Origin of the sequence: Blautia marasmi (assembly GCF_900258535.1) — a bacterium.
GTDB lineage: Bacteria > Bacillota > Clostridia > Lachnospirales > Lachnospiraceae > Blautia > Blautia hominis.
In genome coordinates this window covers 1,811,124-1,827,716 of sequence record NZ_OIWX01000001.1, presented here as the reverse complement: position 1 = coordinate 1,827,716, position 16,593 = coordinate 1,811,124, and the positions used below count along the sequence as shown (strand labels likewise).

Genomic DNA, 16,593 nt, shown 5'->3' with positions numbered 1-16,593 from the left:
AAAAAAAGTGCACCCCGGATGGGATGCACCAAATATACATAAACTTCTGGTTCGCTTCCTACGCCGGCATTATCCGTATCAGGTTCCAGGGTCGAAATCCGTTCGTATTTCCTCTCAGCCGACGCGTCAGCTCCCCTTGCGTATTCAATTGTTTTCAGATATTTCCTACCATAATCATATAGCGGCAGGAAAGAAATGTCAACATTTAATTTTCTGTCAAATAGTATGGATCAGATATTCCTGTCTGCCGTCCCTTAAAAATACAGGCATGGAGTCAATAGGAGCCTCTGCTTCTGTCCACTGTCCGCCGTTTAAGATCTCACCGGTATGGGCATTGGTCCAGGTGCTTCCTTCAGGCAGATAGACCTTTCTTTTGAAGGCATGTGGTTCCACAATAGGGGCTGCCAGGATGTCAGGTCCGTACATATACTGGGTATCCAGTTCCCAGGTATTTAAGTCCTCCGGGAATTCGTAGAACATAGTGCGCATAACAGGAGCACCTGTTTTGTGTGTTTCCTCCATAAGGCTTCTGGTATAATCCCGCATCATCTCACGGATTTCAATGAACTTCTTCATGATCTGGTAATTTTCTTCCCCATAGCTCCAGATCTCATTGTCAGCGCCTGTTCCCTCTGTCTCCTCCCCGTCTGCTTTGTAGAGGGGCGTGCGCGGAAGGCGGCTGCCGTGAAGGCGCATCACAGGACAAAAAGCACCAAACTGGAACCAGCGGATCAGCAGTTCTTGGAAGTCCTTGTCATAAATATTGCCGCCATGGAAGCCTCCGATATCTGTGGTCCACCAGGGGATTCCGGAAAGACCCATCTGCAGGCCTGCCACGATCTGGTTGCGGAAATCCTGATAAGTGGAGTGGATGTCCCCTGACCAGATCAAAGCCCCGTACTGCTGGCTTCCTGCCCAGGCACAGCGCACTAGGTTCAGAACATCCTCCTGCCCGTTTTCTTTTTGTCCTTCATAGAAACCGCGGGCGTATTCCCGGGGATAGATATTTCCCTGCTGCATAACGCTTCCGGCATAATAACGGTAGTTTTCGTAATCATAGGTGGTGAACTCCGGTTCCGCTTCATCCAGCCAGAAAAGCTTGATCCCATTTTCCCCGTAATTCTTTTTGCATTTATTCCAGACATATTCTCTGGCTTCCGGGTTGGTGGCATCATAGAATACATTGTTGCCATGGAAATCCATCTGCACGTTCAGGCCGTGTTCTGTCTGGACAAGAAGCCCTTTCTGCCGCATCTCATTAAAGTTTTCACTGCGCCAGTCAATCTGGGGCCATACGGACACCATGAGTTCCATGCCATAAGAGCGCAGTTCCTCTGCCATCGCCTTGGGGTCAGGGAAGAAATGCTCATCAAAGCGGTAATCCCCGCAGCGCGGCCAGTGATAATAATCCACCACAAAAACGTCCACGGGAATGCCGCGGCGGTGGTACTCTCTGGCAACGGACAACACCTGTTCCTGGTTGTAGTAGCGCAGCTTGCACTGCCAGAAGCCCAGCCCGTATTCGGGCATCATGGGAGCCCTTCCCGTTACCTGGCTGTACTGGGATTCAATCTGGGCAGGTGTGTCGCCCGCTGTGATCCAGTAGTCCATTTTTTTCGTGCTGTCAGCTCTCCACTCTGTCACATTTTTGCCGAAGGATACGCTTCCGATGGCAGGATTGTGCCAGAAAAATCCGTAGCCTTTGCTGGATACATAGAAGGGGATAGACGCCTGGGAGTTTCTGTGTGCCAGCTCTATGTTGCAGCCTTTCAGATCCAGGATGTCCTGCTGATACTGGCCCATGCCGTAGATCTTCTCGTCCTTGTTGGCTTCAAAGGAGACTTTCAGACGGAAATCACCGCCGATATAAGGGGAGAACTTCCGGGCTTTGCGATTCAGGGCGCCGCCGCCGTCCATTTCCTTGAGCAGCATTTCTTTCTTGTCATTGAAGAAGGTCACAACCGCTGCGCTGTTCCAGCCCCTGGTATCAATGAGCGCTGAGATTTTGCCGTTTGTGATCGTGGCGGTCTCCTCATCTGCCTGAATCTGAGTATCTGACGGTGCCTGTTCTTTCAGGGCACTGCAGGCCAGGTCAAGAGGGCCTGAGGGGACAGACACCACTCGGAGGCTGTTCCGGCCCCATGCCATAATGCGGAGGGTTTCACCTGCATTGTGGTATTCAATATAGTTTTCGCCTTGGGTAAAGAATGACATAATTTTCCTCCTGTAAATAGATGAATAAAAGTCTGGGAGCCGGACACTGCCGGCCGCCGTGCATTTTCCAGTATTATAAGATTATCAGAGGAAAAAAACATCTAGGATGATGTCAGATCATATTAAAATCATGTCATGTTTCTGAATTGGCTGGGCGTCATCCCCGTGGCCTTTCTGAAAGAGATGGCAAAGTAGTTGCTGCTGTCAAATCCCACAGCAATGGCAATATCAATGACCGGAAGACTGGTTTCCCTTAACAGTGCCATGGAGCGGTTCAGGCGGTAGCGGTTTAAGTAGGAAATGGGGGTGGAGCGGAAGGACTTCTTGAAAAAACGGCAGAACTGCTCCCGGCTCAGGGAGACAGAACCGGCAAGTGCGTCAAGGTTTAAGGGATTCTGGTAGTTTTCGTCAATGTATCTTAAAATCTTCTTTTTCCGTTCCTCATTTATGTAGTCAGAGGTGGATTTGACATTATGTTTTTCTTCTTTGATCAGAAGGTGGAACAAAATCTGGTAAAGATATCCCTTGATCAATAGCTCACGGTAAGGGTGGGAGGCAAAATAGCTTTTTGTCAGTTCTCTGAGGAGATGCTGTACAGCTTCACATTTTAAATCTGTGCCATACATGACATAGGAGGAGACAAAACTGTTCTCAAAGAAAGGACTTAACTGTTCGGCCTGGATAATGTCCTGATTTTTGCTGGAAATAAAGTCAGGATGGAACACGATGGAGGAAAAACGGCATTTTTGGTTCCTGTACTGATAGGCAACGTGAAGCTGATTTGGCGGTATGAGGACAACCGTATCTTTTCCCGCAAGAATTGAAATCCCGTCTACCACCAGTTCCATTATGCCGTCCGTCACAAAAAGGATTTCGGCCTCCTCATGCCAGTGATTGTAGAGGATCAGGCCGTTCTCGCAGTATTCCATGTCCTGGTATACCTGAATGGGAAATTCATGGCTTCCGTGAGCGGCCCGCTCTTTTAAGTTATCATTAACCGCTGGATGGATCTTCATAGTGGATCTCCTGTACAAAGAAAAGGCATTCTGGATGAAAATCTTCCGGAATGCCTTTACATGAAGTTTCAAACACATTATGGTTCGGATATTACCTGTTGAATTTGGCCGCCAAATCCTCAAATTCCGAAGCAAAATCTCTGACAGCCTCCTCGCTGGTCGCCCAGGAAGTACAGAATCTGAGGCAGGTATGTTGCGCGTCAGGCTTACACTGGAAGGTGGTCAGGAATCTTTCATTTACGGCTTCCGCCAAGGCATCCGGGAAGATAGGAAATACCTGGTTGGTAGGTGCAGGTGCCAGAAGCGGAATGTCCGCTTTTTCAAACACGTCCTTCAGGACCTGAGCCATGGCAACACCCTTTCGTCCAAGTTCCAGATACAGCCCGTCCTTAAACAGTTCTTCAAACTGTACGCCCATCATCCAGCCTTTTGCCAGGATGGCTCCGTGCTGTTTCATATTAAAACGGAAATGATCCTTAAATTCCTCTTTTACGATCACCAGGGCTTCTCCGAACATGGCACCCACCTTTGTTCCGCCAATGTAAAAAGCATCACATAGATCCGGCAGGTCCGGGAAGGTCAGGTGTGTCTCCTCCACAGCCATAGCCATGGAAAGGCGCGCACCGTCCATGTACAGATACAGGTCGTGGCGCTTGCAGAAGGCGTACAGGGTTTCCATTTCTTCTTTGGTGTAAACAGTACCCACTTCCGTGGGATTTGATATATAAACCAGGCGGGGTTCCACCCAGTGTTCATTCTCATGTAGTTTTAAGACAGGGCGGATGAGGTCCGGTGTCAGTTTTCCATCATCTGTGGGAATGGAAAAAACCTTATGTCCCGTAGATTCAATGGCTCCGGTCTCGTGAGTGTTGATATGACCGGTATCAGCGCTTAAAACAGCTTCATAAGGCCGCAGGATGTGGGAGATAAAAGTCAGGTTTGTGAGAGTCCCGCCGGCGATGAAGTGAATGTCCACGCTGTAATCCTCAAGTGCTTCCTGAATCAATTCCCTTGCATTGTCACTGTGTTCATCCAGCCCGTATGAATTGTTCTGGTGATAATTGATGGTTTCCAGCGCCCTGAGTATGTTTGGATGCGCTCCTTCACTGTAATCATTCTGAAAACTATACATGGTAAAAATCCCCTTTTTTCCGTAATTCAATCGCATTCAGAGTTCATACATAAACTCAAAATGACATGCTGCTGTTTCAAGCTACATTCTATCACACTTTCCCGGAAAAACAAATCATTTCGTTGAAAATGTCCGTTTTTGTTGATATAATGGGCGCAACGAGCCAAGTGGGAGTTCGCTCACATTTGGCGACTGCAAGGAGATTGGGAACGCAGTTTCCAATATAATGGGCGCAACGAGCCAAGTGGGAAGAGAGGTGAGGTTGTATCAAAATAGGTGAAGTTTCAAGATTACTGCATATATCTCAGGATACAATCCGCTATTACATGGAGCTGGGCCTCTTAGTTCCCGGAAGGCATGGGAATCTGTATGATTTCAGTGAGGACAGCATTGAAGATATCCGCTGGATACACAAGCTGAAGGAAATGGGATTCCTGTTAAAAGAGATCCAGAAAGTTTTGTCCCTCAGGCGTACCTCCAACTGGGTAGAACCCCAGGAGATTGCCGAGTACCTGATCCTTCTGGATAAAAAGAAGAAATCTCTGCGTGAGGACATAGAGAACATAAAGGATGAAATTGCCCGCATAGAGGAGGAAGAAAAATCCTTCACCATTGAGACTGCGGGGGACAAGGTTCTGGTAGGGGTTCCGCTGAAGGCTCTGGAATATCTGCGCTGTCCTTTCTGCGGGGAGGCGTTTGCTGTGGAGCAGGTGCAGATGAACAGCAGGTATATTTATAACGGAAAACTGGCCTGCGCCTGTGGATATGCGCTGGAAATCAGGGATGGGATCGTTCTGTCTCCCGGTGCGGCGGATGAAGCGGACGGGGGTGCAGACTTGGAACGTGAAAAATACAAGGATCTTCCCGCATCCGTGGTGACCATGCTGCAGAGGAGCTATAACTTTCTCCTGCACCGTGTTTCCGGGCTGCAGCTCTATGACAGGGTGGTTATGGAGACGGATATCAACGAATTTTTCTATTTATATACACATTTCAGAAAGATAGAGAACCATGTGCTGTTTATTATCACAGACCGTTACCCCCAGGTACTCAGGATGTATAAGGAGAGGATCGAGTATCTGAAACTGGACCTGGATATCCTTTATCTGGCAGATGGCAGCGGGGATTACCCCCTGAAAAAGGAAAGCGTGGATTTGCTGATCGACTATTTCAGCTCCAATTACAGGGAGGCGGCAAGGGGAGAATCTATGCATAGGCAGATATTCAAATACCTGAAGAGAGACGCAGAGATAACAGGCTGCTATTTTTCCGGAAAAGCCGGGGAAAGGCAGTTTGATAAAATGCAGTTTCTTGAGGAAATGAAAGAAAATGGATATGCACTGATAAAGGAGCGGATCATTGACTGCCCGGTGGAAGTGGGAAAAGACAACCGGCTTTTGATGTACGAAAGCAGAAAAGAAGACGCATAGTCGGACAGAACAATATTGCAGCATTGCGCAAATAACGTAACAGGGCAATACACGGAAGTAAATCATCCGGGTATTGCCCTTTCAAAACGCATTCTGCTGCTCCTCTCATGTCTTCATCCGGATAGATGCCGCATTTGCATGACCGGGAAATCCTTCGCCTTCTGCCAGGTGGGAGGCCAGACCCGAAATCTGCTGCGCCGCCTCTTTTGTAAGGCGCTGTGTTGTGCAGACTCTGGAAAATGTGCCGATCCATACTCCCCCGCTGTAACGGGCTGCTTTTCCCGTGGGAAGGGTATGGTTGATGCCGTTTACATAGTCGCTGTACACAACCGCCGAGTATTTCCCGATAAACAGGGAGCCATAATTTTTAAAATGATCCGTATATGCCAAAGCGTCATCGAACTGCAGCACCAGATGTTCCGGTGCAAAAGCATTGGCAAGCCTGCAGGCATCCTCCAGGGAATCCGCCAGTATGACTTCGCCGCACGCATTCCAGGAGGCGGATGCGATGTCCTCTGTCTCCAGCTCGGGAAGCTGTTTTTCCACCTGGCGGATAACCTCAAGACCAAGCTCCCTGTCCGTGGTGATCAGGCGGGCGATGGCCTGGGGATCGTGTTCCGATTCGGAGAGAAGGTCTGCAGCGATACAGGATGGGTCGGCGTTTCCGTCAGCGATCACCAGGATCTCGCTGGGACCGGCCAGAAAATCAATGCCGATACGCCCGTAACACTGGCGTTTGGCTTCAGTCACATACTGGTTGCCCGGGCCTACGATCATATCAACAGGCTGGATTTGCTTGGTTCCGCATGCAAACGCCGCAATGGCATGGGCACCGCTCAGAGCATATATTTCATGGATCCCGGCAATATCCATAGCCACCAGGGTGGAGGGATGGACACTGTCAGTGCCGTTGACGGCAGGCGTGCACATGGCAATCCTTCTCACGCCGGCTGTCCGGGCAGTAATGCCCATCATAAGGGCAGTGGAATACAAAGGATATCCGCCCCCAGGGACATAACAGCAGCAGGAATCAACTGGAATGATATTCTGCCCCAGAAAAATGCCGGGTGATATCTCATAGTCAGTAAACCCGTGCAGGGAAGCTTTCTGCTTTACTGCAAAATCCTCCAGCCGCTGTGCCGCGGTTTTCAGGTCTTCGATCAGTGCAGGGGAAGTAAGTTCATAGGCACGCCTGATCTCTTCAGGGGAAATACGCAGACCGGTGCGGGTATTTCCGTCAAACTGCGTATTATATTCGATCAAAGCCTCGTCTCCCCGCACAGCCACATCTCTGATGATGGCATGTACTTCAGCCTCCAGATCCTGCTGTCTCCGGCCATCCACAGGCTTTGCTTTCTTCAGATACTCCAAAAAAAATCCCTCCCTTGCAAATGCTGATATACCATAACCGTGAAGGCACTGAAAAGTTACGTTACATCTAGTATACAAGAGAGGGAAATGCTTTGGCAAGCAGATTATTTCTGACGGTAGCCGTATGCCTCCAGATACTTCAGAGGAATGGACATGCGTACCGTTTTATTGGGATTTACGGTCTGGCAGATGGACAGATCAGCGGCAATGGACTGCAGCATGATAGCCTCATCAGAGGTGAGTTCTGTCTCAGTCACCATAAAATCATGCAGATACTCCACTGCTTTTTCCCAAGCCTGGTCCACTGTTTGGCAGGATGCCACAGCCATGACCTGGCTGTCTGTGACCACAACCGGATAGGGCTTTCTGCAGCCGGGAATGACGGTGAGTTTTAAGGTCACTTCACCTGCGATCTCCACGCCGCACCCGCCGATCTCCCCATCACCCATGCAGGCATGCAGGTCGCCCAGGGATAATAGCGCCCCCTTGGCAGACACGGGAAAATACACACTGGCACCCTCCCCAATCTGGGTACAGTCCATGTTGCCCCCGTGAGTATCCGGTGTATCTGTGGGGATCTCCCGGCCTGCGGGGGCTACCCCGATAACCCCGATCATAGGTTTTTTGTCCAGGGAAAGACGGGAACTGAAGCGGATTTTCCCATCTTCTATGGGGAGACGTTTGAATGCAGGGGCTTTTACCAGGCGGGCAAGACAACCAAAGTCGGAATCAATCTCAGTAACACCCATATCAGCAAGTGAAATCTTCAGTATTTCTGCCTTCAGGGTATCCCCCGGCTCTGCCCCTTCCACGAAAATGGGGCCGGTTGCAGGATTCAGTTCATCAAAGCGCAGTGAATCAAAGGAACTGTCCTCCGGGATCAGCCTGTCCCTGAAACAGTCGTAAGTATGTACAGTGACGGTTTCACCGTCTTTTATGGTGAGAACAGGAGCATGCTGTCCGCTCATTGTATAGATCACATGGTCCCGGTTAAGATTTTTCATAAAGTTCCTCCAGAAAACAAACTATTTTTATTCTTTTACAAGGTGCTTCTTTTTTTCCACATACTGGTCTGAGGACGGGTCATCTTCCAGTTTCATGATGGTCAACCCTGTAAAGCCGAAGATGGCTGAGACAATGGGACAAAGAATATTAAAGAAGCAGTACGGCAGATAAGCCAGCGTGGGTACCCCTAAAAATCCGGACATGGTGGCACCGCAGGTGTTCCAGGGAATAAGGGGAGAAGTCACGGTACCTGCATCCTCCAGTACACGGGAAAGGTTTCTGGGGGCCAGTCCCCGCTTTCTGTATTCGTCCTTGAACATTCTGCCGGGAATGGCAATGGCGATACAATGGTCGCCCAAAAGAACGTTGCAGAACAGGGCGGATATAATGGTCACCAGCACCAGTGATCCGGTGTTCTTGGCAAATTCCAGGAGTTTGTTGGCAATGACGCTCATCATGCCTGTGCACTCCAGGATCCCGCCGAAAGACAGGGCGCAGATGATCAGGGAAACCGTCCACATCATGCTCATCAGTCCGCCCCTTGTGAGAAGCTCATCTACCATGGCATGGCCTGTCTCAACCACGACACCGTTCTGTACCGCATTGAAAACAATGGATAAGTCCTGGTGCTGGAAAACAACACCGCAGATTATCCCAAGCACGGTTCCCGCAAATAGGCCGGGAATGGCCGGGACTTTCAGGGCAATGAGTACGATTACAATGACCGGGACCAGAAGCAGCCAGGGGGTAATGTTATAGTTGGAAGCCAGGGCATCTAAAATGCCGTTGATCTGACCGTGGTCTAGTTCCTGTCCGGCAAAGCGGAAGCCGATAACACCGAATCCCACAATGGAGATGCCATAGGCAAGAACTGTGGTGTACATCATATGTTTGATGTGGTCCGTGAGTTTGGCGCCGGCAATGGCAGCAGCCAGGTTCGTGGTGTCAGAGAGGGGAGACATTTTATCACCAAAGTAGGCGCCCGAGATGATGGCACCACCTGCCAGACCTACAGGGATATCAAGACCCTTGGCGATTCCCACAAGCGCAATGCCGATGGTTCCCACAGTTGCCCAGGACCCTCCTGCAGCCAGGGAGACAATACTGCACAGAATCATACAGGCCACCAGGAAGAAGGCAGGAGTGAGGATCTGCAGTCCATAGTATACAAGGGCGGGGACAATACCGCCTACGATCCAGGTTCCGATGGTGGCGCCGATGATGATCAGCAGCAGGACTGCCTGCATGATACTCTTCAGGGATTCAATGGCCCCGTCCTCCAGATCCTGCCAGGTGTAACCCATAAATACGATAGCGATAAAGGCAGTGATGCAGGTACCGAGAATAAGCGGAACCTGTACATCCACCTTCAGCACAGATACGGAAAAGATCAGGATGATGACAGTCAGCACCACCGGGGTCAGAGCCAGAAACAAGGTAGGCTCTTTCTTTACTTTCTTTTTTGCGTTCATAAATCTTTTTCCTCCATTCTTACTGAAAATCCGTAACGCTTTCATTCCTTTATCGTCACAGAATGTTTCAGCTTTTGATGAATTAAGACTATCATAGCCTGTAAAACCAATGTCAACAAGCAAAAAGAAAGATTTCATGGAGTATACTCCATGTTACTGTACACGGAGTGTACATTAACTACTCCATAAAAGGTATGAACCTTCCGGTATTTCTTGTGTTCGCATTTTTTCCTCTTTTTTGCTATACTGATGGAAGATGTGTAACTATTCAGTAGGTCTGCGCATTCACTGCGCTGACCGTAAGAAAGTGTACCGCGGCCAAGCAAAAATCCTATCGCCAAAGGCGATCTTGCATGGATTTTTGCCTGTAACTGTGAGGGTACTGAACAATTACGAAAATGTATATCTTATGGCGCAGCACTTGCGGCTGCATAAGTTAGGGGATGTCCTTTGGGGTATGCGTTTCATTCTTACACGGACGATCAGGAGGGAAAGAGAATGAACAAATTGCTGATAGTGGAGGATGACCGGGATCTGCTGGAGGGTCTGGCATTTTCTATGGAAAGTGAGGGATACCGGGTTATCTGTGCGTCCACAATGAAGGAGGGCCTGAGAAAATTCCGGGAATTCTCTCCGGATTTTATCATATTAGACTGTAACCTGCCTGATGGGACAGGGTATGGGTTCTGCAGGGAGGTAAGAAAAAACAGTCAGGTCCCGGTGCTGATGCTTACAGCCAGGGATACGGAAATGGACGAGGTGCAGGCCCTGGAGACAGGGGCGGATGACTATATGTCAAAGCCCTTTTCCCTGGCGGTTTTAAAGACAAGGATAAAGAAACAGCTAAAGCGTAAGGATGGGGAACTCACCCAGTGTTCCAATGGATTTTACATAGATAAAAATACCTGCCGTGTGCTGCGCGGTGATAGGGAGATATGTTTAAGTACAGTGGAATACAGGCTTCTCACTTATCTGATAGACAACAAGGGCCGAATCGTCAGCAAGGAACAGATTTTGGCCCATGTCTGGGACAGCGAAGGCCGTTTTGTGGATGAGAATGCAGTATCCGTAAATATCCGCCGTCTTCGCCGGAAAATAGAGGAGAATCCGGATGATCCTGTATTTATCAGGAATATCCGCGGAATGGGATATATGTGGAAGGAGATATGATATGGAGCCAGTGTTTCTGGGGATGGCAGTTCTCTGCATGGGATTTGCCCTGTGGGAACGGTACAGGTCAAGGAAAATGTACCGGGAAATGGACCGGATGATGGATGAGATCCTGAGCGGAAAGCCGGTCAACATATCGGATTTAAAGGAGGGGCCGCTGTCGGCCCTGTCGTATAAAGCCAGAAGGCTGCAAGAACGGCAGAATCTGGAGATATCAGGGGCAAGCCAGGAAAAGGAACAGGTTAAGATGCTGGTTTCCAATATGTCACACCAGTTGAAAACACCTCTTGCCAATGTGAGGATGTACGGTGAGATACTGGAAGACCAGGAGCTTTCCCGGGAACAGAGAAAACATTTTCTGGAGAAGCTGCGCCGCCAGACAGAGAAAATACAGTGGGTGCTCAATTCCCTTCTGAAGATGGTCCGCCTGGAACAGGATGTCATCACCTTTGAGGGCAAAGATGCGGATATAAAGCCCACTTTGCTACAGGCAGTGAACAGCATATATGAGAAGGCGGAAAAAAAGCAGATCCAGATACAGGTGGAAGAGTTTCCATCCCTGTATTTGTGGCATAATCCGTCATGGACAGCGGAAGCGCTGGAAAACCTGCTGGAAAATGCAGTGAAATATTCACCGCCGGGCAGCCGGATCACCATCCGTGTAAAGTCGTATGAAATGTACAGTGAACTGCAGATATCTGACCAGGGAGCAGGGATTGAAAAGGCGGAGGAGACAGAGATCTTCAAACGTTTTTACAGGAGTCCCAAGGTGTCCGGGGAAGAAGGCTCCGGTATCGGCCTGTATCTTGTGAAACTGATCCTGGAAAAGGAAAAGGGTTATGTGACAGTAAACTCACAGCCTGGACTTGGAAGTACCTTTCGTGTATTCTTACAGAACTGTAAGTGAGAAGCCCGGATCCTGTAGCCTGTTTGAAAGGCGGGCCTGATAAAATCAAACTTGTAAAGGAGGATGAGACAAAATGATTTTACAGGTAAAAGATGTGACTAAGATTTACGGTCAGGGTGAGAATGCAGTGAAGGCCCTGAATGGGATCTCGCTGGACATAGAGCAGGGAGAATTTGCCGCTTTGGTGGGAACCTCCGGTTCCGGGAAAAGTACGCTTTTGAACCTGATCGGAGGTCTGGATGTTCCCACTGAGGGGAAAATAACGATCAGAGACAGGGAGATCCAAAGCCTGAAGCGCCGGGAACTGACAATTTTCCGAAGAAGAAATATAGGGTTTGTGTTCCAGAATTACAGCCTTATGCCGGTCTTGAATGTATATGACAATGTCACTCTGCCCGTTACTTTTGACAAGGGGAAGTATGTGGACCACCGGTACATAGAAGAACTTTTAAAGGATCTGGGACTCTGGGAAAAGAGAAAAAAGTACCCGGATGAGCTTTCCGGAGGGCAGCAGCAGAGGGTGGCCATAGCCAGAGCCTTAGCCAATAAGCCTGCTGTGATCCTGGCAGATGAACCCACCGGAAACCTGGATTCCAAGACCACCATGGAGGTTATGGGGGTTCTGAAAGCCAGCAGTGACAAGTACCACCAGACCATACTTATGGTGACTCACAACGAGGCAATTGCCCAGACCTGTGACCGTATTATCCGTATTGAGGACGGCAGGGTTTATGAGAGAGGCGGTGCGTGGGTATGAGGACAGCCGCAAAACTTGCCTGGCAGTACAGCCGGTTTTATCTGCGCCAGACGTTGTCTATCTTTTTCAGTATCCTTCTTGCTATGGCACTTCTGGGCGGGATCAGCTCCCTTGTATACAGCGGTCAGTCCAGCAGCAGGGAGAATGCCAGGCAAAGGGGCGGAGACTGGCATTATTATGCAGACGCGGATGAAAAGATGGAGGATGAGATTGAAAAACATCCCAAAGGCAGAGGATATGAACTGAAACGTGTAGGCCATATGGAGACAAAAGCAGTGATAGGGGAACCGTATGTGATCTCCCTGACTTACGGTGACGGGGACTATATGGATATCATGGGTAGGACGCTGGAGGAAGGAAAGTATCCGCAGCAGCAGGATGAAATTGCTCTGGACACCTATACCATCAGCAATCTTCAGGTTGAAAAAAAGCTGGGAACCCGGGTTACTTTGGGTGAGAAGACATATACCCTCTGCGGGATCGTGAAAAGCCGCCCGGCAAACAGCGGGGAAGAGATGATAGCTTTTGTCAGTGAAGATACACCAAATGAAACAGGGAAGACACGGCTCTATCTGCGCTTTGATGAAGGGAAAAAGGTATATAAGCAGTTGGAAGCCCTGGCAGCTCAATTTAAGATTCCCACAAAGACATTAAAAAGAAACAATGAGCTGACTGCCTATGTGGAGGGGACCCTGCCCACTGCATTTTTATATATTATCAAGACCGGGCTTCAGCTTCCGGAGGGAAAATTTACTTATATCCTGTCCTCAATCCTGAGAGATAATCCGGGGACAAACGGAAGCGCCATATCTGTTGTGCTGATACTGTTCAGTATTTTTATTATTTACAGCATCTACCGGATCTCTCTGCAAAAAAGGATATCCCAGTATGGGGTATTAAATGTGCTGGGGATTGGGGGCATCCGTCTTTTCCAAATGATGTTTTTGGAACTATGGGGGATTTTTCTGATAGGATATCCGGTGGGCAGTCTGCTGGGGAATTTAGCTGCCAGGGTTTTATACGGCCGCTTTTCCCGTGTGTTTACCAGTGAAGATGCGGTTCCGGGCAGTTTTATGGCCGATACGGATTCTCTTATAAGAAATTTTGCAGTCTTGTCTGTATTACTGGTCTTGGTCAGTATGAGGCTCTGCAGAAAGCTGGTTAAAATGAATCTTATGCAAATACTCCGAAAAAATCCGGCAAAACAGAGAAGCAGGAAGATCTACAGCCTTAAGACAGAAGATATGCCGGAAGTCCTTACCAAAAAATTTATGTTTGAGAGAAAAAGTGTTTTTGTGGGGATTTTATTCTCGCTGGCTCTTGGGGGAATCATATTTCTGGGAACCTCTTATATGACTGCCAACACAAAGAAGAATAATATGCTGACCATGAAAGCAGATGACGGCCTGGGGTCAGATATGCTCCTGTATGAGGAGTCCAATGATCTGTCACAGGTGATCCCGGAAGATACGGCAGACAAGCTGAAGGAGATCCGGGGAATCTCAAAGGTCCTTCCTACAAGCTATCTGCTGGGGGAGATACCTGTTAAGAGGCAGGATTTTGAATGGCTTACCTATTTTGCTGAAATCGGTGTTAAATACGACCCGGAATGTGCGGAAAATATCAGCCGGAGGAATATGGAGCTGTATGGAGGCAGGGCAGTGGAAGACGCCGGCGGTGATTTCCGCCTGAAAACAAACGTGTACGGTTATGAACCGGAGATGATAGGGAAACTTTCAGATTACCTGCTGGAGGGAACCATTGACCCGGAGTCCCTGGAGAAGGAAAACGCAGTGATACTTCAGACTATTATGGACGGGCAGGGGAATTATGACGGACTGAAGATACGCCCGGGGGATACCATCACTTTAAAAGTACCGAAGGATCAGGGGGTGCCCGAAGAAGTATATAAGTTTCAGTCCGGGGAGGAGTGGTACCGGGAGAAAGAATTCACGGTGGCTGCGCTTGTGAACCGGACAATGGCAAAAACAGATTTCTATATAGGAGGGGACTCGGATTGTCTAAGTCTTATCTTTACAAATAAGCAGATGAAAGATAATTTTGGGGTGCAGGGATATCAGATCATCAGTATGGATAAAGCCTCTGCTTCAGAAACTAATGGGGTGGAAAAACAGGTCAGAGAAGCTGTTTCAAGCGTTCCGCGGTGTGTTTTTAAGGACTACACTGCGGATATTGCCAGAGAGAATACTTTTTTAGCACAGAAAATGTTATTTTTCTACGGTGTGGGCCTGATCCTTCTGCTCATCAGTGTTCTGCATATTATGAACAGTATCAGTTCCATGGTGCTGTCCAGGCGTCACGAATTTGGTATTCTCCGTGCAATGGGGATCAGTGACAGAGGCTATATGGGGATGATGCTCAAGGAGGCTCTGCGGTATGGAATCTATGCAAGCCTGGTGATGGCGGCAGGTTATGTGCTGATGAGAAGATTTCTGCTCTATATGATGCAGAAGGTTTACCTTTTTGTCATGCCTCAGGAGGAGGTATCAATGTGGCTTATTTTTGGGCTTACGGCGGTGAATATCCTGCTTAGTATGGCGGCAGTGGCAATGCCGGTGAGAGCGGTTTTGAAAGATTCAGTTGTGGAGGAGATCAGGCGTTGAAAAAAATCTTGCTAATTTCTATCAATTTATGATAATATGATAAAAGCGCAAAAGCGTTTCGGACAAATTCATGCACAACAGGGGCGGAAGTAGTACTTTCGTCCCCTTTTACCGTGTTATAGCTAATCAGGGAGACAACGGCTGGTTATCCGGACTTTACGGCGGTTATACTGACAGAATATAAATAAAAATTTGATTTGAAAGGATGAGACAAAGATGACAAAAATTGACATTTTCTCAGGTTTTTTAGGAGCAGGCAAGACCACATTGATCAAAAAGCTTCTGAAAGAGGCATACAGCGGTGAGCAAGTCGTGCTCATTGAAAACGAGTTTGGTGAGATCGGCATTGACGGCGGATTTTTGAAAGAGGCAGGGATTGAGATCCGTGAGATGAATTCCGGCTGTATCTGCTGTTCCCTGGTGGGGGATTTCGGTGAGGCATTAAAAGAGGTGATCCAGAAATACCAGCCGGACCGCATTATTATTGAGCCTTCAGGAGTGGGAAAACTTTCCGACGTGATCAAGGCAGTGAAAAAAGTGGAGGGAGAGGTTGACATAAAACTTAACAGCTTCACAACACTTGTGGATGTTATGAAGTGCAAAATGTATATGAAGAATTTCGGCGAATTTTTCAGCAACCAGATTGAATACGCGGGAACCATTATCTTGAGCAGAACAGACAAGTCCACGGAGGAAAAGGTGATCGCTGCCCTGCAGTTGATCCGCGGTCTGAATAAATCCGCAGCAGTTATCACAACCCCCATAGAAAAGCTTTCCGGTGCGAAGATTCTGGATACTATGGAAAATAACCGTTCTCTGGAGAAAGAGCTGCTGGAGGAGGAGGTATGCCCCGTATGCGGCGGGCACCACGACCATGAACACCACCATGACGGGGAATGTGGCTGTGAGCATCATCATGGAGAGGAAAACGGCCATGAGCACCATGATGAAACGTGCGGCTGTGAGCATCACCATGACGGGGAAATCAGTCATGAGCACCATCATGGAGAGGAAAGCGCCCATGGACACCACCATGACGAAGCATGCGGCTGTGAGCATCACCACGGGGAAGAAGACGGCCATGAGCACCATCATGACGGAGAATGTAGCTGTGGGCATCACCACGGAGAAGAAGGCGGCCATGAGCACCATCATGACGAAGCATGCGGCTGTGGCCACGACCATGCCCATCATGACCACCATCACCATCACGCGGACGAAGTTTTCACAAGCTGGGGCCGTGAGACTGCCAAAACTTATACGGAAGAGGAAATCCGCACAATCCTGGAGGCCCTTTCCGATGATGAGGAGTACGGCATGATCCTCAGGGCAAAAGGAATGGTGGAAGGCAAAAACGGCGGCTGGGTTTATTTTGACATGGTACCGGGTGAGGCGGATGTGCGTGAAGGCTCACCGGAATACACGGGAAGGATCTGTGTCATAGGCTCCAAGTTGAAAGAAAGCAGCCTGGAAAAACTTTTTAAACTGGCATAAA

12 protein-coding genes and 1 riboswitch are annotated in these 16,593 nt (G+C 48.8%); of the genes, 6 read left to right on the top strand and 6 right to left on the bottom strand.

The annotated features are described in order from the left end of the window. Window positions 1-39: 39 nt before the first annotated feature. Window positions 40-147: riboswitch (TPP riboswitch) on the bottom strand. Between the two features lie 69 nt (window positions 148-216). The 3 genes from C6P39_RS08125 to C6P39_RS08115 form a co-directional block, all read right to left on the bottom strand. Continuing rightward, window positions 217-2,214: a glycoside hydrolase family 31 protein gene (locus C6P39_RS08125; RefSeq protein ID WP_104803407.1), complete on the bottom strand. Its 1,998-nt coding sequence runs from the start codon at window positions 2,212-2,214 to the stop codon at window positions 217-219. 128 nt (window positions 2,215-2,342) lie between these two features. Then, window positions 2,343-3,230, bottom strand: coding sequence for an AraC family transcriptional regulator (locus C6P39_RS08120; protein WP_158661495.1), 888 nt, complete (start codon window positions 3,228-3,230; stop codon window positions 2,343-2,345). A 91-nt stretch (window positions 3,231-3,321) separates the two neighbouring features. After that, window positions 3,322-4,362 carry a threonine aldolase family protein gene (locus C6P39_RS08115; protein ID WP_104803406.1) on the bottom strand — a complete coding sequence of 347 codons (1,041 nt, stop codon included), beginning with the start codon at window positions 4,360-4,362 and terminating at the stop codon, window positions 3,322-3,324. Window positions 4,363-4,628: 266 nt separating this feature from the next. Here C6P39_RS08115 and C6P39_RS08110 point away from each other — a divergent pair, with 266 nt between their 5' ends. Continuing rightward, window positions 4,629-5,792 (top strand): MerR family transcriptional regulator, encoded by a 1,164-nt coding sequence (locus C6P39_RS08110; RefSeq protein WP_104803405.1) that lies wholly within the window; start codon window positions 4,629-4,631, stop codon window positions 5,790-5,792. 105 nt (window positions 5,793-5,897) lie between these two features. Here the strand turns inward: C6P39_RS08110 and hisD are convergent, their stop codons facing one another. From hisD to nhaC, 3 genes are all read right to left on the bottom strand, one after another. After that, a complete protein-coding gene (gene hisD / locus C6P39_RS08105; protein WP_104803404.1) occupies window positions 5,898-7,163 on the bottom strand; it encodes a histidinol dehydrogenase in 1,266 nt (421 codons plus the stop codon). Window positions 7,164-7,267: 104 nt separating this feature from the next. Next, entirely contained in the window at window positions 7,268-8,167 is a 900-nt protein-coding gene (locus C6P39_RS08100) for an acetamidase/formamidase family protein (protein WP_104803403.1), read from the bottom strand. A 27-nt stretch (window positions 8,168-8,194) separates the two neighbouring features. Then, window positions 8,195-9,640, bottom strand: coding sequence for a Na+/H+ antiporter NhaC (gene nhaC / locus C6P39_RS08095; RefSeq protein ID WP_104805884.1), 1,446 nt, complete (start codon window positions 9,638-9,640; stop codon window positions 8,195-8,197). Window positions 9,641-10,138: 498 nt separating this feature from the next. Between nhaC and C6P39_RS08090 the strand changes: the two genes are divergently transcribed. The 5 genes from C6P39_RS08090 to C6P39_RS08070 all read left to right on the top strand — a co-directional run bounded on the left by C6P39_RS08090 (window position 10,139) and on the right by C6P39_RS08070 (window position 16,592). Continuing rightward, window positions 10,139-10,810 (top strand): response regulator transcription factor, encoded by a 672-nt coding sequence (locus C6P39_RS08090; protein WP_104803402.1) that lies wholly within the window; start codon window positions 10,139-10,141, stop codon window positions 10,808-10,810. Between the two features lies 1 nt (window position 10,811). Beyond that, window positions 10,812-11,717 (top strand): sensor histidine kinase, encoded by a 906-nt coding sequence (locus C6P39_RS08085; protein WP_104803401.1) that lies wholly within the window; start codon window positions 10,812-10,814, stop codon window positions 11,715-11,717. Window positions 11,718-11,790: 73 nt separating this feature from the next. Beyond that, complete coding sequence (locus tag C6P39_RS08080) at window positions 11,791-12,474, top strand: ABC transporter ATP-binding protein (protein ID WP_104803400.1); 684 nt, start codon at window positions 11,791-11,793, stop codon at window positions 12,472-12,474. Then, a complete protein-coding gene (locus C6P39_RS08075; protein ID WP_104803399.1) occupies window positions 12,471-15,098 on the top strand; it encodes an ABC transporter permease in 2,628 nt (875 codons plus the stop codon). Before C6P39_RS08080 ends, C6P39_RS08075 begins: the two co-directional genes overlap by 4 nt. Window positions 15,099-15,314: 216 nt before the next feature. Next, complete coding sequence (locus C6P39_RS08070; RefSeq protein ID WP_104803398.1) at window positions 15,315-16,592, top strand: GTP-binding protein; 1,278 nt, start codon at window positions 15,315-15,317, stop codon at window positions 16,590-16,592. Window position 16,593 lies beyond the last annotated feature (1 nt).